The organism is Microcoleus sp. PH2017_28_MFU_U_A, from assembly GCF_020738035.1.
Taxonomy (GTDB): domain Bacteria; phylum Cyanobacteriota; class Cyanobacteriia; order Cyanobacteriales; family Microcoleaceae; genus Microcoleus.
Genome location: NZ_JAEQCX010000044.1, coordinates 49,893 through 70,234 on the forward strand (window position 1 = coordinate 49,893; position 20,342 = coordinate 70,234).

Below are 20,342 nucleotides of genomic sequence, written 5' to 3' on the forward strand. Positions count from 1 at the left end.
TTCCGCTTCCTCACTCAGTCATTCATTAATTCAGCAACGCCGCAATTTATTACGGCGAAGTTGTGTTAATGAATTAGCATTCTGCGTCTGGTAAAACAACTTTGTTAACCTTAATTCGAGTTTGGCGATCGATATTTAGGGAGGTTTGGCAAAAGAACAGCCCTGCACTATTTTACTCGTCACCCACGACAACCGTATTTTAGACATAGCCGATCGCATTATTCCAATATAGCGCGAAAGATTGTAAGTGAGATATTCAACAATTCATTAACAATCCCCTCAATCGCCCAATCTAAAATCTCAAGCTATACCTCATGTACCTGAGAAATGCTATAGAAGACGGTCACCTCGCACAAGACACACAAACACCCGCTGCAACTGACCTTCTTTCAGCACAATTATTGTGATTTTGCTCAACTTATTTCCGAGATCCGGGACGTTTTGCTCCTACCTTCGCAGGGCTTTTTGTTCCACCTTTAGCTGCACTTTTAGAACTACTTTTAGCATTTTTTTGACCCTTGGCTCCTGCCAACTGGCTCTCATTTTCATTAGCCGGTCTGCCGGCAGGCGTTCTCGTAGTCCTAAAGGTAACATTCACCCCTTCATTCGACTGTTCCAACACCAACATCGGCGTCGGCTTCGCTTTTTGATCCCATTCAATGTGAACGATGCGACCTTGAATAGTCGGCTGCCAACTATCATGGTCATCTGAAGGACTCAGATAAGTTTCCAAACAATCAATAATTTGATTAATTGTCGCCGATGTTGCCTGAGTCGGCAGTTTCATCAGCTTAATTTGAATCCGAAACAGCACTCGCCTTTCTATTTTTACGGCTGGATCGCCAGTTTCGTATTCGATATCAAACATCGAATCTACTTGCCTGCCGCTGCCAGCAGTCCCGTTTTTATCTCCTACTGCACTCTGAGTCGGGCGCAGGGCAATACTAATTTTGTCTTTGACTTTTACTTTAATCTGGTTGACAATGGCAAAGTGAAAGACTTCTTCCGCCATCCGCATTCTCAGGTAGTCTAAATTAAAGTCTCGCGAGTGAATGAGGTCGGGGTTTTTTTCCATCTTTGATATGGTTTCCAGAGCCATTTTGTATTTTTTCTGGAGTTCTCTATTTCTAAACTCTTCAAATTTGAGCTTCTTACTCAAATCATCTAGTCTTAGCTTGGTAAATACCGCTAAACCGAGCAGCAATAATAACAGTAATCCCGACGCTCCCATCAAGATTTGGTCGGGGGACGGAGATCCTGGTTTAGCCTGTTTAGGTTTGGGAGAGGCTACTGCCAACCTTGGTTCTACAAGGATGATTTGGGTTGACATGGGCTTTTAAAGGGTAAATTTTGACGCTATATTTATACAGGATTCCAGAGTAGAGCTGGCAGTGTAACTCGATCGACCAACATTGACATCATTCCACCACCATCTTGCTATAACTGGATTTCTACAACTCGAACAGGCACCCTCTAATTAATACTTTATCTTTAACTGCAAGCAGGTTTCCGAAATATCGGAAAATCCCGCGCTGGCACCGGCAAAAAGAAATGGTGAATTGTCTGTGATAGATTATACCAATATAGATCAAAAAAAAAATGTTCCGCAGCCTCCGTTTCTAGAAAAAGAAAAATAAGTACACATAAATCAATACTAACTCTCTCCAGCGATCGCCAAAAACACTTCTGGAGAACAACCGATCGAGAAGCGGACTCTCCTATCGGGTGCTAATTACTACTGTTCGATCGCTCCCGCCCTGCCAGCCCACCGGGAGGCTGGCTGTGAGAATAGAGCTATCGCGCGATCGAACAACGTGTCCTTAGCTAAGATTACAGCTAATACCACAAATATTCGATCGTGACCTACGAACCCCTGCATCACAAGTATCGCCCTCAGACATTTGCCGAATTAGTCGGTCAAGAGGCGATCGCCCAAACTCTCACCAGCGCCATCCTGCAACAGCGCATAGCACCAGCATATCTATTCACCGGCCCCAGAGGCACCGGTAAAACCTCTAGTGCCAGAATTTTTGCCAAATCCCTCAACTGTATTTCTACCGGCGCCCCTACCCCGACACCCTGCGGCAAATGCAACGTTTGTCAAGAAATTGCCCGAGGTTCCACACTAGATGTCATCGAAATCGACGCCGCCAGTAACACCGGAGTAGACAACATTCGGGACTTGATCGAACGAGCCCAATTTGCCCCCGTACAGTGCCGCTATAAAGTATATGTAATCGACGAAGTTCATATGCTCAGTACCCAGGCATTTAATGCCCTATTAAAAACCTTAGAAGAACCGCCCGATCGCGTCGTATTCGTCCTCGCCACAACCGACCCCCAAAGAGTATTACCAACCATCATTTCTCGGTGCCAAAAATTCGACTTCCGCCGGATTCCCCTCGACTCAATGACCTCTCATTTACACAAGATTGCCCAATTAGAAAATATCAATATTGCCAGCGATGCCGTACAAATGGTTGCTCAACTCGCCCAAGGAGGACTGCGAGATGCAGAAAGTTTGCTCGACCAACTCAGCTTATTTCCCGGTCAAATAACCATCGAAAAAGTTTGGGATTTAGTCGGCGCCGTCCCAGAAAATGACTTGATGGAACTACTACAGGCGATCGCAAACGATAACGCTACAGCATTAATAGACATGACCCGGCACCTCATGGATCGCGGACGGGAACCACTAATCGTGCTGCAAAGCCTCGCCAGCTTTTACCGAGATTTGCTAATAGCAAAAGCAGCACCACAACGGTCAAATTTAGTAGCTTTAACCGCCGCAACTTGGGAAAAACTCTGCGATTTTGCCCGCAATTGGGACGCCGAGTTAATTCTGGCAAGTCAGAAACACTTGCAAACCCACGAAGTACAAATTAAAAACACCACTCAGCCGCGATTGTGGCTGGAAGTAACGCTGTTGGGATTGTTGCCTTCAGCCATTAGAACTCAGCCACAACCAGCAGCCCAACCAGGTAGAAATATTGCTCAATCCCAAATTCACCCCCCCGAACCCCCCCAAGCTTTGGGGGGGAGTTCCACAGCTAATATCGAACAGCCTCCCGCAGCCAAACCTCAAAATCCGCCACCGACTTCGCAACCTATTGTCGATCGCACACAAAGCACACCTCCTGCCCCGATTCCCGAAGCGATACCAACTGCTGAAACGAGTCAAACCAATTATTCACCAACTAATTTAGGTAGCGAAATTGATTTAGATAAAGTGTGGCAACAGGTACTCGATCGCGTGCGGCCCCACGGGACTCAATCGCTACTCCGGCAACACGGACAGCTAGTAATGTTTAGCAATGATACGGCTTATGTTAAGATTAGTTCGCAGCCGTTGCTGAATATGGTTAAAGACAAAGTACCTAATATTGAAGAAGCTTTTTTGCAAGTGTTTAACAGTCGAGTAGCAGTAAAAGTAGTTTTAACAAATCCCGCTGCAACTAATAGTTCCCGCACCCAAGATTTGCCCAATTCTAACGAACGTGTTGCCGAAACTCCTCGGAATTCTCCTGCTGCGATCGATGAGAATCAACAGGTAGAGCACTCGGGTAATTCTGAGATGGCAGGTAATTTTTTGAGGGACGGAGGAGAAGAGCAAAAACACTCTTGGGCGAACGAAAATACTGCCACTAATGTGCCAAATGTTTCTGAACCGTTGCGGCAGATCAACACTTCTACAGACTCTCAGAATGAGTTAAATGCTCAGGCTGTAGCGGTACGGGCTGATGCTCAAGCTGTCGCGAATACGAGCAAGCAATGGGCTGATATGTTTGACGGGCAAGTAGTCGATTTGTCGGATGATTTAGAGATTTGGGAGTCGGAAACTTTTAGATTGGAATCTGAACCGGATTTTCCTGAGTTATCTTCTGATGTTGATGAGGATGATTTAATCGATTGGTAATCGATTGATTTTGGGAGTTCAATCAAGATGTTTGTAGTGAGGACTTTAGTCGGCCAATTTAGGGCTTGCTGAAAAAGTGTACGTACTGGAAAAACGAGGCTACACAGATTAACAAATAGTAGGTTTCTGGCTAAATTTCCCAAATTTAGCCATCAACGAACAAGGACAGTGCAAGGGTTTTGAGAATCTATAATCCTATAACTTGCACTTGTGAGAGTTTCAAAAGATTGAAGCCGTTATCTGGAAAACTTTCTACTTTTATTCAGCAAGCCCTAATTTAGATGCGGACTAAAGTCCTCACTACAAACCTATTTGACAGGTGTTTTACTGGGGCGGGAGGGAAATGTGGAGAATTTCGTCGTTGGCGCAGCCCTCGGAGCCGATCGCCGAAAATCCCGCCCTAGTGTAAACTCGAAATTCCTGCTCGTGTAGCGTCATCAAAAAAGCCACCGTAACACCCGCGTCAAAAGCCTCTCGCAACAACCGCGCCGTCAAAGCCCCTGCAATACCCCGCCGCCGAAAAGCAGCCGGCACACCAATTCCCGCGATTTCCGTCGTCTGGTTTTGCGGTGGCGTGCAGATTCCAGCGCCCGCAGGTTCGCCCGTTGCTGCGATGCGGGCGAGTACCGCAATCCCACCCGCCGCCAGAGTTTTCCGAAGACTGTCAACATCTTCAGGGCTGGGTGCAGCCTCTCCATAAGCCTCGTTTTGCGCCGCCACAGTACCCAAAAGTTCGTCATCGGAAACTGGCAGAATTAGCTCGATTTCCGGCGGAATCGGCAGCAATTTCTCCGATCCCGGAGTGCAAATCATCAGCGGTAAGCGTCCCTCAACGGTGAAACCAGCGGATATCAGGGCTTCTTCGACAGCGGGCGCGAGTTTCGTGACATATTCCAAACGTGGCTGTCGATCGCGGTCAGAGTACGCAGCAATTAGTGCGTTAACATCGGCGAGGGAGGGTGTGGCGCCATCTTCGGGAATCGCATAATTCAGATAAGGGTTGGTGGTGTGGGGGCTGAATGTAGCGAGGAAGGGGCCGATATGCTCGGTGTCGCGCTGCTGGCTGGCGGCAAAACGCAGGTATGCTTGAATGCGAGATTCCATAGATTTCTGGTAAAAATAGTTAGGACGGGCAGGATGCCCATCCCACAAAAACTTTTTTTCTTCTTGTGGAACGGGCATCTTGCCCGTCCAAAAATAAGACGGGCAGGATGCCCATCCCACAAGGGCATCTTGCCCGTCCGAAAATAAGACGGGCAGGATGCCCATCCCACAAAAACTTTTTTTTCTTGTGGAATGGGCATCTTGCCCGTCCGAAAATAAGACGGGCAGGATGCCCATCCCACAAAAACTTTTTTTTCTTGTGGAATGGGCATCTTGCCCGTCCGAAAATTTGATGAGAAGGAATTTTACAATTTTGTACGATCAAATTGCTATCCTGAAAACCGATGCTTTTAAGCTGATTCTGGTTTTGGCAACGAAGACGGAAGCACCAACAATTCGGCAGTCGATCGCTTCTCAACCATTTCCTTAGTAATCGTACACCGTGTCACATCCTTGCGCGACGGCAACTCGTACATCACATCTAACATTAATTCTTCGACAATTCCCCGCAGTGCCCGCGCTCCTGTTTTGCGGCGGTATGCCTCTTGGGCGATCGCCCGAATCGCATCCGTCTTAAACTCCAACTGTACATTATCCATTTTTAGCAGCTTTTGATACTGCTTCACCAAAGCATTGCGGGGCTCCGTCAAAATCGCCATCAGCGTTTCCTCATCCAGCGGCTCTAACACCGCCGCCACCGGCACCCGCCCGATAAACTCTGGAATCATCCCATATTTTACCAAATCGTCCGGTTCCAGTTGCTTGAGCACATCAGCGGCCCGCTTTTCCTTCGGCTGAGCTTCTCCCGGCTGAATAAAACCCATTGACTTTTTACCCGTTCTCTGCTCGATCACTTTTTCCAAACCGACAAAAGCGCCACCGCAAATAAACATAATATTGCTGGTATCAATTTGGATGCAATCTTGATACGGGTGCTTGCGGCCGCCTTGGGGTGGTACATTGGCGATCGTCCCCTCCAGCATTTTCAGCAAAGCCTGCTGCACTCCTTCCCCAGAGACATCCCGCGTAATCGAAGGATTTTCGCTCTTGCGGGCAATTTTGTCAATTTCATCAATATAAATAATTCCGCGCTGCGCCTCTTCCACGTCCATATCTGCCACTTGCAGCAGCCGCAGCAAAATATTTTCCACATCTTCTCCGACATAGCCGGCTTCCGTCAGCGTTGTCGCGTCAGCCACCGCAAACGGCACGTCCAGCATATCCGCCAAAGTCTGAGCCAGGAGAGTTTTGCCGCAGCCCGTCGGCCCGATTAACAAAATATTCGATTTTTGCAGTTCTACTTCTTCCGGCGGGTGCTTGCCGCTATTTTTGGCATGGATAAAACTGAGGCGCTTGTAGTGGTTGTAAACTGCCACCGAGAGGACTTTTTTCGCCTCCTCTTGACCGATCGCATTTTCGTCGAGATAATTTTTAATTTCCCTCGGCTTGGGAATTTGGCTCATCGAGATACTTTTGCCCGAGGTAGCGCGGCGTTTTTGCGTTGTTTCCTGCTTCGGAACCGCTGCTGCTGCGGGCACAGCACTCGAATCAAACAACTCCTCATCTAAAATTTCATTGCACAAATCAACGCATTCATCGCAGATATAAACCCCGGGGCCTGCGATTAACTTTCGCACTTGCTCTTGAGACTTGCCGCAAAACGAACATTTTAGATGGGAGTCGTACTTAGACATAACAGCCTCTTAATTCAGTGCAGTGACGTTTTCTCCCGCAGCCGGAAGGTTTTCTTTTGCGATAACTCGATCGACCAATCCGTAATCTTTGGCTTCATCGGCTGACATAAAAAAGTCGCGTTCTGTATCTGCCTCTAATTTGTCGATCGGTTGACCAGTATGGTGCGCTAACAATTGATTCAGCTTACGCTTATGATAAAGGATTTCTTTGGCTTGAATCTCAATATCTACTGCTTGACCTTGAGCGCCTCCGAGCGGCTGGTGGATCATAATCCGGGAACTCGGAAGAGACATCCGCTTTCCGTGGGCTCCCGCTGTCAGCAGAAATGCGCCCATACTTGCAGCCAAACCGTAACAAATCGTCACCACATCCGGGCGAATTTGCTGCATGGTATCATAAATTGCCATACCCGCCGTTACCGAGCCGCCGGGGGAATTGATGTACATTTGGACATCTTTTTCTGGGTCTTCGGCATCTAGATACAATAGCTGAGCTACGATCGAATCAGCCACTTCGTCAGTTACGGGAGTTCCTAAAAACACAATGCGCTCCCGCAGCAAGCGCGAGTAAATGTCAAATGCCCGCTCGCCCATCCCCGACTGTTCTAGTACCATCGGCACTACATTGCTGGGGCTGGAGCTGACATCAAAATCGTTATAGCTTGTAATTAGGTAATTGGAAGATTGAGATACCACCATAAGACACCAGTCAAGGATTCTAGACAATTTGCTGCTGATGAAAGCTTGAAATTAAGCCGCCAGCTTTTAACTATTATGCCTCTTCTGAAGCCAGATGGGGGGAATGGAGAGTTTTGAGCGATCGAGATTGATGGCTGTGCTCGGCGTAACGCTGGTAGAGTGAATGAGTTAAAAGAGTTACTCACCAATCGTGGCTGTTTTTAGTATGCGCCAACCGAAACCCGGTTTCTGTTGCAAAAACTTGGTTTGACTGCGTGACCCTAAGAAACCGGGTTTCTAGCCCCCGCGCGCCATGTTATAGCAAGCATCAGGTGCGAGGCATTCGTATCAATTTAAGCTTAAGAGTTGATAAATATTCGTTTGCCCCCTAGGCTAAATCCCCCTTAAGAAGGGGGAATTTGAGTACCTCCGGATCTGGACCACACCATCCAACAACAATCTATAACTGCGTTTGACGTGCTTTTTAGCACAACTCTACGCGTTGTGCACCCTACGCTGGTAGTTTCTAGAAGCAAAACTAGAAGGTTTTACTCTTGGCCTACCACTTCCACGTCGATCGCGCTCGTGACTGCTTCAGCAGACTCTTCGGCGTCTGATTCTTCTGCTTCTTCCTCTGCTGCTGGAGTCAAAGAGCCTTCAGGTAGGAGTTCAATTGTCCCTTTTTCTTCCAACCATTTCAGGGTTTTTTGTTTTAGCAAGTCTTCTGCTACAAATTCCCGCAACTTTTCAGGGTCAAAATTCCCTTTGGGAAACTGCTTTCTGACTTTTGCTACTTCTGCTACTACTTCTGCTGGTTCAACAGATAAGGATTCCAGCTTGGCTACTTCTGCCAGAGCTAGAGTTTGTTTGAGCCTTTCTACTGCTTCCGGACGAGAGCGTTCCCGCATCGGCCCGATATTTTCTTCGGTAAACAGTTGGTTGATATCTATGCCATAATTTTTCAACTGCATGGCTTGTTGGTTGAGCAAATAATCGATTTCGCGATCGACCATTGTTGCGGGAATTTCCACATCTATGAGCTGAACCAGTGCTGCTGATATGGCTTTTTCCTTATTAACTGATAACTTGTTTTCTTGCTCTGTTTTAAACCGAGTTTCGAGGGATTCGCGCAGTTCTGCTAAAGTTTCAAACTCGCTAACTTCTTGGGCAAAGTCGTCGTCCAACTCCGGCAATTCCTTTTCCTTCAGTTCTTTCAGAGTAATCGTAAATACTGCTGGTTTTCCCGCCAATTCTTCACTGCTATATTCATCAGGGAACTGGACAGAAACTTCTCTAGTTTCTCCGGGGTTCATCCCGATCATGCCTTGAATAAAGCCCGGTACAAACTGATTCTCCGACAATTCTACTTGAAAGTCTTCGGCATCACCGCCGGGAATTTCTGCGGGAGTTTCACCTTCGGCTGCTTCGGTAAATCTACCTGCGAAATCAACCAAAGCCATGTCTCCCAATTGAGCTGGCCGGCCTTCTACGGGGATTAAAGTCGCTTTGTCCGATCGATATTTTGCCAGTACCTCATCTACCTGAGCCTCATCATACTTAACTTCTTCTGCTTGAAGCTGCAAGCCGGTGTACTGACCCATTTTTACTTCGGGTTCTACATCAACCTTAGCCGAAAAAGTCAGAGGCTGTTCTGGATCGAACTTTCCTAGCAATTCTTCAAACTCAGTGCGGAGTTCAAAACTGCCAATTGCCGGAATTTTTTCTTGTTCGAGAGCTTTTTGCAGTGAATCATTAATCAAATTTTCCAAAGCTGTAGCTTTCAAGCGAGTCTGGCCCAGGCGCTGTAGCAAAACTTGGCGGGGAACTTTGCCTTTGCGGAACCCAGGAATATTGACCTCGCGAGCGAATTGTTTAATTACCTGCTCGTAAGCTTGTTTTGATTTTTCTGATGGCACTTCGATTTCCAAACCAATTTGACTGGCTGGAAGTTTTTCCTGGGTTACTTTCATCGGCTTTTGTGATATTTAACAATTTTGATAAAATACATACAAATCTGACTTTGCTTGCATTTTAAGTTTGTACGCTTTGACTTGTAGCGACATAACTACCAACACCTCTACCGGATGAGACTGTAAGTCGTTTCCGGCTACTTTTTTCGCTCTTGCCAAATAGTTTTGGTTTGAGGATACTAGGTTTTGCTGCTAGGAATGTGGAGGTTAAGTCCAGTGACGCTCCTACACCAATTGCAAGCGTTATGGTGTAGGCATCTGAGTCCTGTTAAGGATATCCAGATCTTCCTTCAAGGTACTCCAATTGTTTCCCTCTACGGCATTTTATAGTGAGGAACACGTCCCGCCCCACTCTTGGTTTCAAAAATGAAATTCCAAGCACCTTCGTGCCTTGAAAATTTTACTCGCAGGAGGCCGCCACAATTAAATGTGTCACTTCCCTACGAAACCCCCTATCTTCAGTTGTCAAGGTTCAGTATATTGGTAGCATTTTCGGCTGCCCAATAACTACAATCGTAGCATTCAAACCCTTACTGGGGAAAGTTTTGGTTCTATTTGCTCGTCTCCTGATTCACCCGCCCACTCCCAAGACCTGCGCTTGTTGGCAGGCGGGTGGAATCGTCATCTCGCTCGCCTTTCATCCCACAGTAAGTGGAGTATTACTATACTGTGGGGATTTCCGTCTGTCGAGCTAATAGCCGATGCACCATAGCATATATCGCCCTCGGATGTCAATCCGACCGGCATGAGCGGGCGATCGGATTGAATGGATGCGTTTGCTCAAATGCAGGTATCCCAAAACCAACTTGATGTGGATTGGGCGCGAGCAGATGGCAAAAGATGCTAAACTAAGATTGAGTACGATCGACCACCTCGGTTACTTGCACCCTTGCCATCTGCTCGCGCCCTGATGTCGCATAAAATTAATTTAGTTCGATCAGCTACTGTGCATTGAAATTGTATATTTCCTAAACCGATCAAAAATCCTCTCTCTCCCCCCCTCTCCCCCTCTCCCCCTCTCCCCCTCTCCCCCTCTCCAGATGCACAAAAGCTTATTCAGTATTGCAGTTATTTAAATTTTAGATTTCGATCGTTTAGACTCTAATTTGTGGAGGAAACTAATTTGTCTCAATCCTATCGAGTTGCCATTTTAGGAGCCACCGGCGCAGTCGGTGCCGAGTTACTAGAACTCCTGCACAGCCGGAGTTTTCCCATTTCAGACTTGAAGCTGCTGGCTTCGGAACGTTCAGCAGGCACAACTTTGCCCTTTGGCGGCGAGATGTTGCCGGTCGAAGCTGTATCGGAGCGATCGTTCGATAATGTAGATCTAGTGCTCGCCTCCGCCGGCGGTTCTATCTCTAAACTGTGGGCTCCGAAAGCAGTGGCAGCCGGGGCCGTGGTAATCGACAATTCCAGCGCTTTCCGTATGGATGCGACGGTACCTCTAGTTGTTCCCGAAGTCAATCCCCAAGCTGCGGCAACTCACCGAGGTATCATTGCTAATCCCAACTGCACCACGATTTTGATGGCAGTTGCCGTTTGGCCGCTGCACAAAGTTAAACCAGTCAAGCGCATAGTTGTAGCGACTTACCAGTCTGCCAGCGGCGCGGGGGCCAGGGCAATGGAGGAAATGAAAGATCAAGCCAGAGCAATTTTGGCAGGGGAAATTCCCAAAACCGATATTTTTCCCTACCCCTTGGCTTTTAACTTGTTTCCGCACAATACACCAATTAACGATTTAGGGTATTGTGAGGAAGAGATGAAAATGGTCAACGAAACTCGGAAGATTTTTGGTACTGACGAGATTAGAATTAGTGCGACTTGCGTCCGGGTTCCCGTACTCCGCGCCCATTCGGAGGCGATTAATCTGGAGTTTGCAGAGCCTTTTAGCCCGATCGACGCTAGGGAAATCTTAAAGGAGGCGATCGGCGTTAAGCTGGTAGAAGACTGGCAAGCTAATTATTTCCCGATGCCCGTCGAGGCCAGCGGTAAGGATGAAGTGCTAGTCGGCAGGATTCGCCAAGATATTTCTCACCCCTGCGGGTTGGAGATGTGGCTGAGCGGCGATCAAATTCGCAAAGGGGCTGCTTTAAATGCGGTGCAAATAGCTGAGTTGCTAGCAGACAAAGGTTTGCTGCAAATCCAACAAGCAGCGGCTATTTCTACTTAGGGCGAGTGGGCCCAAAAAATAGATGCAAGTCCCCTACGTCAGGAGTGGAGATCTCAAAATTTTAGAGCCTAGTTGAAGAACCCAGATTCATCTGTGGAGTCAATTTAAAATCTAAAATTTAACATCTAAAATCGACTGAATCTGACAATAGGGCAATTGAAATGAAGATTTTAGATAAATCTTGCATCTGAAATCAAAAATTTAAAATCAAAAATCAACAGTCTAAAATCGGAGAAAGTGTGGTAAAGTTTGGACGGGTTCTGACTGCAATGATTACGCCGTTTAAGGAAGACGGCAGTGTTAACTATGCGGTAGCAGAACAATTGGCAATTCATTTAGCCGATCGCGGTACGGATAGCTTGGTAATGTGCGGAACTACGGGCGAATCTCCCACTATGAGCTGGGATGAAGAGTACCAATTATTTCAGGTGGTACAAAAGGCAGTAGCCGGTAAAGCTTTGGTAATCGCAGGAGCCGGGTCGAATTCGACCTCAGAAGCCATCGAAGCTACGCAAAAAGCAGCTAAACTCGGGTTAGACGGCTGTTTGCAGGTAGTTCCTTATTACAACAAGCCGCCGCAAGAAGGTTTGTACAATCATTTTCGGGCGATCGCGCAATCTGCTCCAGAATTGCCTATAATGTTATATAACATCCCCGGTCGCACTGGCCAGAATATGTTGCCCGAGACAGTAGCTCGATTGGCAGAAATCCCCAACATTGTGGCAGTCAAAGAAGCAAGTGGCAACCTAGATCAAGCAAGTCAAATTCGGTGCTTGACATCACCGGAATTTGCGATCTATTCTGGAGATGATTCCCTAACTTTGCCAATGTTGGCGGTAGGAGGATCTGGTGTAGTTAGCGTAGCCAGCCATCTGGTAGGAGAGCAACTGCAACAGATGATTAAAGCTTTCGAGGCCGGTCAAGTTCAAGTCGCTACCCAGATTCACTTGCAACTTTTTGACCTGTTTAAAGCTCTTTTTCTCACCACAAATCCCATTCCTGTTAAGGCAGCTCTTAAACTTCAAGGCTGGGATGTGGGTTCCACCCGTCCGCCCCTGTGCGCTCCGCCCGTTGAGGTAACTCAAAAGTTAAAGGACGTACTGAGTCAGCTAGCCGCAGTATCTGCTAGCTAGATAGGCGAGAACGAGTTTTCAGACAACTGAATATTAGTTGCGATCGGTCAGTAGTGCGAGCCTCGGAACTCGCGAACGTCATCAGTCATTAGTCATTAACTGTTAGTAAGTAACTGACTGTCAAGGATTAAAGACTGGGAATAAAAGACTCAAGACTGAAGACAACTGACTGTACGGGTTCGCAAAACCCGCAGGGGAGTTTTCCATCATAAATATGTGGAAAAAAATCGCCCTACTAACCAACAGCCGAAAAAAGACGACAGACAAAAGACAACAGACAACAGACTCATAACAAAAATAACTAACAAAGGATACGCATGATCAAAAATACAACTGCATCAGCTCTAAAAGTTATTCCCCTCGGCGGGCTGCACGAAATCGGTAAAAACACTTGTGTGTTCGAGTACGGCGACGAAATAATTCTTTTAGATGCAGGTTTAGCTTTCCCCACAGATGGAATGCACGGTGTAAATATTGTCCTCCCAGACATGACTTACCTGCGGGAAAACAACCACAAAATTAAAGGTATGATCGTGACTCACGGTCACGAAGATCACATCGGTGGCATCCCCTATCACCTCAAACAATTTGAAATTCCAGTCATCTACGGGCCGCGCTTGGCGATGGCTTTGCTCGCCGGAAAATTGGAAGAAGCCGGAGTGTCTCACCGCACTGAATTGCGGACTGTTCGCCCCCGGGATACAGTCAGAATTGGTAAGCATTTCTTAGTTGAATACATTCGCAACACTCACTCGATGGCCGACAGTTTCACTGTGGCAATTCACACTCCCGTCGGAATTATTATTCACACTGGAGACTTTAAAATTGACCACACTCCTGTAGACGGCGAGCATTTTGATTTGCAAAAGCTGGCGGAGTACGGCGAAAGAGGCGTGCTGTGCTTGATCAGCGATTCTACTAACTCGGAAGTTCCTGGTTTTACCGCTTCAGAACGTTCTGTAGCTCCGAATTTAGACAGAATTATCGCTCAAGCAACGGGACGAGTGATGCTGACGACTTTTGCTTCTTCGGTACACCGATTGCAAATTGTTTTGGAATTGGCTAAGAAAAACAATCGGTATGTCGGAGTGGTTGGCCGCTCGATGCTGAACGTGATTGCTCACTGCCGCAATCTCGGCTACATCAAATGCGAAGATAGTATTTTCAAACCGTTGAAAGAAATCCGCAATTTGCCAGATGACAAGGTTTTGATTTTAACTACAGGTTCCCAAGGCGAACCGATGGCGGCGATGACTCGCATTGCTAACGGCGAACATCATGAAGTGAAAATCAGAAAGGGCGATACAGTCATTTTCTCGGCTAATCCGATTCCTGGAAATACGATCGCAGTGGTAAATACGATCGACAAATTGATGATGCTGGGCGCAAACGTGGTTTACGGCCGCGATAAAGGCATTCACGTTTCCGGCCACGGCTGTCAGGAAGACCAAAAGTTAATGATTAACATGACTCGTCCTAAGTTCTTCTTACCTGTACACGGGGAACACCGGATGCTGGTTCAGCACTCCAAGACGGCTCAAAGCATGGGCATTCCCGCGAGCAATATGGTGATTATTGACAACGGCGATGTGGTAGAGTTGACCGAAAATTCGATGCGATTGGGTACTAAAGTGCCTTCAGGAATTGAATTAGTAGATTCTTCGCGATCGGGCGTTGTCAAAGCAAACGTCCTCAAAGAACGTCAGCAATTGGCCGGAGATGGCGCTGTAACGGTAGCGGCAGCTTTGAACTGGGAAGGCAAGTTAGTCGCTAAGCCAGAAGTCCACTTAAAAGGTGTAGTGACATCCGCCGATCGCGCGGAAACGATCGGACTAATCAATCAAACCATTGAAACAGTTTTGAGCGATCGCTGGTCGGAATTTGTCCTACCTGCTACTGCTGAATCGCCAGTTAATGTTGACTGGGTAGGAGTTCAAACCCAAATCGAAAAAGCAATTGGGCGAGTGCTGCGCCGGCAACTGCAAAGCAATCCGATGCTGGTATTCCTGATGCAAATTCCTGAAGAAGCAGTGCGATCGGAATTTGTGCAAAGAGCTCAGCTTTCGATTGAAGCACCTAAGCTAGCATCATCATCATCACCATCATCATCATCATCACCATCATTGCCATCCCCAGTACCAGTCCCGGCTAATGCAGTAACAGGTCGTCGTCGTCCTCGGACTGCTGCAAAAGTAGCTTCCGTTGTCTCCTAGTATTAGTAATCCCTGGCTTTGCGCCAGGGATTTGTTTTTCAACGGCAGATAATATCAAATCCGGTAGCATTGGAATTATAAGAGTGCGATCGTCTTAGCGATCGATCTATGTCGCTTTTCGATCCGCTCGCACTCTCACCAAAAGAATGGGTCTGAAGCCCCATCCTTATAGGACGGCTTTAATTCTCTTTAATTTTATCGATTAGATCAATAATATATGGTATGGTCGAGTAAATCAAACAGCAAAAAATAATGAAAGCAAGGTATCAGTACAGAATCTATCCAACCGACCAACAACGACAGAGCTTGGCTCAATTGTTTGGCTGTGTTCGAGCTAGCCTGGAACGATGCTCTTGCACTTTGCCAGCAATCAGAAAGAAGATTTAAATCAGCAGAACTCCAGAAAATAGTAATTACTCAAGCCAAGCAATCCGAATTGCCAAGTTGCACAATCAAATTGCCGATACCCGTAAAGATTTCCTGCACAAATTGTCAACCAAAATAGTTAACGAAAACCAAGTGATTGTTTTGGAGGATTTGAACGTGTCGGGCATGGTCAAAAACCGGAAGCTTTCCAGGGCAATTAGTCGGCAAGGATGGAGAGAATTCCGAACACTTTGCGAGCGTCAGTCGGAGAAGTTTGGTAGGGAGTTCAAAGTAATTAGTAGATGGGAACCTACCAGTCAAGTGTGTGCAGACTGTGGGTTTAAATGGGGCAAGATTGATTTATCTATTCGTTCGGTTCTTTGTTTAAGTTGTGGCACCGAGCAAGATAGAGATGAGAATGCTGCTAAGAATATAGAACAAGTCGGGATGGGGAATCGCCACGACTTTAAACGGACGCGCTCGGGACTGTAAGACTACTTCGGTAGCTTTTCCCCGATGAAGCGTCAAGAATCACCGTTCCTTCAGGTCGGTGAGTATTTCAATCATCCAAATATATTATTCGGATGCCACCGGGAACGATCTAAATCCTATCGGCCCTAAAAAGAAGGATTAGCTATTAAATTGGATCGATTTTTCATGGTATTTATTAAACAATGGGAGTGGTGGTAAAAGTTTTATTTTTACCACCACTCCCATTATTTAATTGTACTTAATTAAATGCTGAAACTTAAGCATTTATAGCAACCGCTTTCCTCAGTTATACCGTTTCAGTGTGAATGTTTTATAAAGCATCGAAAGTTAATTTTACCGAGCAACTAGGGCATCGGTTCAGTAAAAGAAATTGACACAAGTGGCATAGTATGTATGTTGATGTAGACCTTGGCAGGGCGATCGCATGAGGAAAAAAAAATGGTTGGCGATCGCGTCGCGATCTACTGTCGCCCTCATGCGATCGCCCCTACATAACACATATTTCGTTCTTTTTGTCAAAATATTCTACTGTACCGACGCCCTAGGGTAGACTATAAATAAGGTGTGACACCAATAAACTTTATGAAACGTAGAACATTTAATACACTACCTTTTTTTGCACTTGGACTCGGCTTCACAAGCTGCAATCCATTCCCATTTCATTCTGATTCCCCTCCTAGAGAGCGCGGTATTGAGTTGACTGGTGAAAATGATTCAAATTCCTTTGCTGCTCAAAATCAGCTTAACTGGATGGGGCACTGGTTAAGGGAAGATAAACGCGAGGTTTTGGTACGAGAAGTGGCACAAGAGTTCTCATTTTTACATCAGAATATCGCTCTCAAACTTAAATTTTGGCAACAACTGAATTTGGCGCATAAACCGGGGACAGCCAAAGCGATCGCATCTGCAATTCGATCGGGAAAGTTAGATTGGGATATTGTTTGGTTGGATGAAGATATTTACACCCTAGTTTCAGAAGAGTTAGGCAATCCTAAATGGGGAGAACAACATCTCGTCAACTTTGAAGAAGTTGCAGGATTTACAGAAACACAAAAACCTTTTATTATTCAAGATCCGAGCTATCGCAATCAAACCGGGGGATTTTTAGTCGGCCCTTATATAGAGGGATATTATCATGCGCTGTTTTATAATAAAAATGTTACCGATAGAATTGGCATTAATATCAAATATCAAGGAATGACTTTTGATGACCTCCTCGGTTATGCTGAATCTGTAAATCTCTACAATCGCCAAACTAAAAATAACATCGCCACATTTTATGAGAGCAAAGATTGGATGACACTAGAGATTCTGTTTCAAAATTTAGTCAAATCAGAAATTTTAGATTTTAAGGAAGCCAAATCGGAAGTCGGTTCATCTGAAAAGAATGCTGCCCTCTTCAAAACATTACAAGCATTAGAAACGCTAGGTAAGTTTAATCCATTGATTCCATCGCATCGAGAAAATAATTGGGCAAATACCCGACATCTCATGTTGGACGATCGCGCTCTCTTTTATGTCAATGGCACTTGGATGTACAGCCACTGGCACGGAATGGATGCTCAAAAAATGTCTAAGATTGTCCCTGTAGAACTGCCTTCTTTTCAAAAAACTAACCATTATTTAGGAGGTTATATCCCAACTTGGGGAGTCTTAAAAAACTCTAAAAATCGCGATAGCGCTATTAAATTGCTGATGAATTGGTGTACACCAAAAGTTGCAGAAAAATGGGTTCGCTATACCAGAAATCCGACGGGAATTAGGGGAAATCTCGCTGTTGCTGAATCTGGGATAGATAGTTTCGGAGAGTTTCAAAGTGATATCACTGCCCGGTATGGTGCCAATGTGCATTATTCTAACTACACGGGTTATCTATTTGGAGCCAAAAATCGCAATTTATCGAAGGTGCTTCATCAACAAATCAGAAATCTTCTAGCGGGTGAGATTACTGCTAAAAATTCCTACCAACAAATTTTATCGAAAATTCAATAAATCATGAAAAAGTTTTGGCAAAGCTTAGCATTTAAGATTGGGACAGCAGTCATTGGTGTTGAGATCGTTGCACTCACTTTAATGGGTTCTTACTATGTCAATCGATTTTCTAATGAGATTGATAAAACACTCACAACACAAATCCAATTGCCAGCAAAACTAATTGCTCAAGGGTTGCTAAATTATGAAGCAGTCAGAGATCGCGCTGTGATGGAAAACCTTGTGGGAGAAAAGTTATTAGATACATTAGCAATTGGAACTAACGGCAAAGTCTATTATTCGATGAATTCAGAGGATGTAGGCAAATCGGTTAAAGCGATCGCAGGCTTCAAGATTGAGGAAAACTTCGAGCAAACCTTTAAGGTGAAGCAAGTCATCGCAGTTTCCGATGGATTAATCCACATTGCACCGCTGCGTCTAGAAGATGGAAAATTGATTGGTTTTTTGTATATCAAAGCTGGAATCGAGCGAATTCAAAACCGCAAGAAAGACATTATTATTATATTTTTACTGGGGTCATCTGCTTGTATTGCTGCAACATCTGCTGCAATTTTATTGCTGTTTAATTCTACAATATTTAGCAGAATTAAAGAAATTTTACAGATTCTCAAACAAGTTGAATCCGGCAGTCTAGATGTGCGCTGCGATCGCAAAATTCAATCCGATGAAATAGGAGAGCTGCAATTGGGTGTGAACTCTACAATTGAGCGATTATCCGATTTGCTAAGTAACTTAGAACAGCGAGTTCGCGATCGCACTGAACAATTAGCAGGGGCTTTAAAGGAAAATAAAATTTTACTTGAAGAATCCCAACAGCGCGCGATCGAACTCAAACAAGCTAAAGAAGCTGCCGACAATGCCAATCAAGCCAAAAGCGAATTTCTCGCTAATATGAGTCACGAACTGAGAACTCCACTCAACGGCATTCTTGGTTATGCCCAAATCCTTCAACGTTCCAAGCACTTGGAGAAAAAACATAAAAAAGGATTGGGGATTATTTATCAATGCGGATATCACCTTTTAACTTTAATTAACGATATTTTAGACCTCTCTAAAATTGAAGCTCGCAAACTAGAACTCATTCCCACAGATTTCCATTTTCCCTCTTTTTTAGAAGCAGTTACCGAAATTTGTCGCGTCCGTGCCGAAGAAAAAGGAATTGACTTTATATACGTACCCGAATCTAACCTACCTGTCGGTATTCATGCTGATGAAAAGCGGCTGCGACAAGTCTTAATTAATTTGCTGGGAAACGCCATCAAATTTACAGAACAAGGTGGCGTGACTTTCGCGATTCAAGCACAGGCGATCGCATCAGATCCATCAACCTATCGCTGGCGCTTCCAAGTTAGCGATACAGGAGTTGGGATGACTCCAGAGCAATTAGACACAATTTTTCTACCCTTTGAACAAGTGGGAAATACGAAAAAACAAGCAGAAGGCACTGGCTTGGGACTGGCAATTAGTTGGAAAATTGTGGAGTTAATGGGCAGTCAAATTAAGGCACAAAGCCAACTGGGTAAAGGAAGTATTTTCTCTTTCGATATAGAAGTTCCAGAATCGCAAAGTTGGGCAACAATTTCTCGCACCTCTCAACAAGGTACGATCGCAGGATATCGAGGCACAAAACAGCGCATTTTAGCGGTGGATGATAAGTGGGAAAATCGTGCAGTATTAGTTAATCTTCTTGAACCAATTGGATTTGAAGTTATCGAAGCAAGCAATGGAAAAGAAGCGCTAGAAAAAGCCGTTACACAGCCACCCGATGCAGTGATTACAGACTTAATGATGCCTGTAATGCACGGCTTTGAATTGCTGCAACACCTGCGCCAATCGCCAACATTGAAACAAGTCGTTGCGATCGCCTCCTCAGCCAGTGTCTTTGAAGCCGATCAATTTCAAAGTTTGGATGCGGGTGCAGACGACTTTTTGCCCAAACCCATTGACGCAGAATTGTTGCTGGCTTTGCTACAAAAATATCTGAAGTTGGAATGGGTGTATGAAAATGTGGCGACACCAGAACCGACACCTCCTGTATCCGACATCCGAGAGTCGCAGCTACCCCCAGCCAACCTTCTAGCGCAACTGAACGATTTAGTCAAATGGGGGGATTTAGACGAACTTGCCGAAGTTGCCGCATATGTACAACAAACTCATCCGGAATGCGCTGCTTTCGCTCAACACTTGATTCAACTGGCACAAAATTGTCAGGTGAATGAGCTAAGACAAGTATTAGGAAAAGCTGTTAATGCGTAAATATTTGAGATTAGACTATTGACTGATTTTATGATGCAGATATAGCAATCATTGCAGGAGTCGTAAAAGTTTTACCCCTCCCAACCCTCCCCTTACTAAGGGGAGAAAGTAAGAAATTCACAAATGATTTAGGATTGCTATGGTCAGAATACTGAACAAGAAAACAAGAAGTTGCTCTTTCGTCCTCCGACTATCAGGGGGATGCGAGGGGGATCTCCGGGGAATTAACAGTGTTAACTGAACCGTATTGATTCATAAATCAGCTTTTTTAGTGTCAAATTTTCTCAAAAAAAATCAATCGATTTTAACCACAAATAAACGCAGATAGATTTAACAACTATCTGCGTTCATCTGTGTT

The 20,342-nt window shown here is 45.4% G+C and carries 13 protein-coding genes and 1 pseudogene; 8 read left to right on the forward strand and 6 right to left on the reverse strand.

All coding sequences use genetic code 11. The annotated features are described in order from the left end of the window. Window positions 1–418: 418 nt before the first annotated feature. Window positions 419–1,330, reverse strand: a complete 912-nt coding sequence (locus tag JGK14_RS10030; RefSeq protein ID WP_293181003.1) for a hypothetical protein — start codon at window positions 1,328–1,330, stop codon at window positions 419–421. Window positions 1,331–1,735: 405 nt separating this feature from the next. Continuing rightward, the gene (locus tag JGK14_RS10035) at window positions 1,736–1,879 is read right to left on the reverse strand and encodes a hypothetical protein (protein ID WP_293181006.1); all 144 of its coding nucleotides are present in this window, start codon (window positions 1,877–1,879) and stop codon (window positions 1,736–1,738) included. Between JGK14_RS10035 and JGK14_RS10040 the strand changes: the two genes are divergently transcribed. Further along, on the forward strand, window positions 1,859–3,916 hold the full coding sequence (locus JGK14_RS10040; protein ID WP_325315027.1) for a DNA polymerase III subunit gamma/tau: 2,058 nt from the start codon (window positions 1,859–1,861) through the stop codon (window positions 3,914–3,916). The genes JGK14_RS10035 and JGK14_RS10040 overlap by 21 nt on opposite strands. 324 nt (window positions 3,917–4,240) lie before the next feature. Here JGK14_RS10040 and JGK14_RS10045 read toward each other — a convergent pair whose 3' ends face one another. The 4 genes from JGK14_RS10045 to tig form a co-directional block, all read right to left on the reverse strand. Beyond that, window positions 4,241–5,257 (reverse strand): GNAT family N-acetyltransferase, encoded by a 1,017-nt coding sequence (locus tag JGK14_RS10045; protein ID WP_325315028.1) that lies wholly within the window; start codon window positions 5,255–5,257, stop codon window positions 4,241–4,243. 113 nt (window positions 5,258–5,370) lie between these two features. Continuing rightward, on the reverse strand, window positions 5,371–6,714 hold the full coding sequence (clpX, locus tag JGK14_RS10050; RefSeq protein ID WP_293155744.1) for an ATP-dependent protease ATP-binding subunit ClpX: 1,344 nt from the start codon (window positions 6,712–6,714) through the stop codon (window positions 5,371–5,373). A gap of 9 nt (window positions 6,715–6,723) precedes the next feature. Continuing rightward, window positions 6,724–7,413 carry an ATP-dependent Clp endopeptidase proteolytic subunit ClpP gene (gene clpP / locus JGK14_RS10055; RefSeq protein WP_293181015.1) on the reverse strand — a complete coding sequence of 230 codons (690 nt, stop codon included), beginning with the start codon at window positions 7,411–7,413 and terminating at the stop codon, window positions 6,724–6,726. 527 nt (window positions 7,414–7,940) lie between these two features. Beyond that, window positions 7,941–9,362, reverse strand: a complete 1,422-nt coding sequence (gene tig, locus JGK14_RS10060) for a trigger factor (RefSeq protein ID WP_293217809.1) — start codon at window positions 9,360–9,362, stop codon at window positions 7,941–7,943. A 1,123-nt stretch (window positions 9,363–10,485) separates the two neighbouring features. Between tig and JGK14_RS10065 the strand changes: the two genes are divergently transcribed. The 7 genes and pseudogenes from JGK14_RS10065 (at window position 10,486) to JGK14_RS10095 (ending at window position 19,984) form a co-directional block, all read left to right on the forward strand. After that, window positions 10,486–11,532, forward strand: a complete 1,047-nt coding sequence (locus JGK14_RS10065) for an aspartate-semialdehyde dehydrogenase (RefSeq protein ID WP_293191041.1) — start codon at window positions 10,486–10,488, stop codon at window positions 11,530–11,532. Between the two features lie 239 nt (window positions 11,533–11,771). Then, a complete protein-coding gene (gene dapA / locus JGK14_RS10070; RefSeq protein WP_293181024.1) occupies window positions 11,772–12,665 on the forward strand; it encodes a 4-hydroxy-tetrahydrodipicolinate synthase in 894 nt (297 codons plus the stop codon). A 317-nt stretch (window positions 12,666–12,982) separates the two neighbouring features. Next, entirely contained in the window at window positions 12,983–14,878 is a 1,896-nt protein-coding gene (locus tag JGK14_RS10075; RefSeq protein WP_293181027.1) for a ribonuclease J, read from the forward strand. Window positions 14,879–15,130: 252 nt separating this feature from the next. Further along, complete coding sequence (locus JGK14_RS10080; RefSeq protein ID WP_325315029.1) at window positions 15,131–15,265, forward strand: helix-turn-helix domain-containing protein; 135 nt, start codon at window positions 15,131–15,133, stop codon at window positions 15,263–15,265. Window positions 15,266–15,307: 42 nt separating this feature from the next. Continuing rightward, window positions 15,308–15,764 (forward strand): annotated as a pseudogene (locus tag JGK14_RS10085) (RNA-guided endonuclease InsQ/TnpB family protein); the annotation flags it as partial. Between the two features lie 554 nt (window positions 15,765–16,318). Next, a complete protein-coding gene (locus tag JGK14_RS10090; protein WP_293281542.1) occupies window positions 16,319–17,728 on the forward strand; it encodes an extracellular solute-binding protein in 1,410 nt (469 codons plus the stop codon). A gap of 3 nt (window positions 17,729–17,731) precedes the next feature. Then, window positions 17,732–19,984, forward strand: a complete 2,253-nt coding sequence (locus JGK14_RS10095) for an ATP-binding protein (protein WP_293181033.1) — start codon at window positions 17,732–17,734, stop codon at window positions 19,982–19,984. Window positions 19,985–20,342: the final 358 nt, after the last annotated feature.

Bases quoted from the DNA above. Each gene is read 5' to 3' on its own strand.
- JGK14_RS10035 (WP_293181006.1), bottom strand. From the start codon at position 1,879: ATGCAGGGGTTCGTAGGTCACGATCGAATATTTGTGGTATTAGCTGTA.
- tig (WP_293217809.1), bottom strand. From the start codon at position 9,362: ATGAAAGTAACCCAGGAAAAACTTCCAGCCAGTCAAATTGGTTTGGAA.
- JGK14_RS10090 (WP_293281542.1), top strand. From the start codon at position 16,319: ATGAAACGTAGAACATTTAATACACTACCTTTTTTTGCACTTGGACTC.
- JGK14_RS10045 (WP_325315028.1), bottom strand. From the start codon at position 5,257: ATGGGCATCCTGCCCGTCTTATTTTCGGACGGGCAAGATGCCCATTCC.
- JGK14_RS10030 (WP_293181003.1), bottom strand. From the start codon at position 1,330: ATGTCAACCCAAATCATCCTTGTAGAACCAAGGTTGGCAGTAGCCTCT.
- JGK14_RS10075 (WP_293181027.1), top strand. From the start codon at position 12,983: ATGATCAAAAATACAACTGCATCAGCTCTAAAAGTTATTCCCCTCGGC.
- clpX (WP_293155744.1), bottom strand. From the start codon at position 6,714: ATGTCTAAGTACGACTCCCATCTAAAATGTTCGTTTTGCGGCAAGTCT.
- JGK14_RS10095 (WP_293181033.1), top strand. From the start codon at position 17,732: ATGAAAAAGTTTTGGCAAAGCTTAGCATTTAAGATTGGGACAGCAGTC.
- JGK14_RS10080 (WP_325315029.1), top strand. From the start codon at position 15,131: ATGAAAGCAAGGTATCAGTACAGAATCTATCCAACCGACCAACAACGA.
- clpP (WP_293181015.1), bottom strand. From the start codon at position 7,413: ATGGTGGTATCTCAATCTTCCAATTACCTAATTACAAGCTATAACGAT.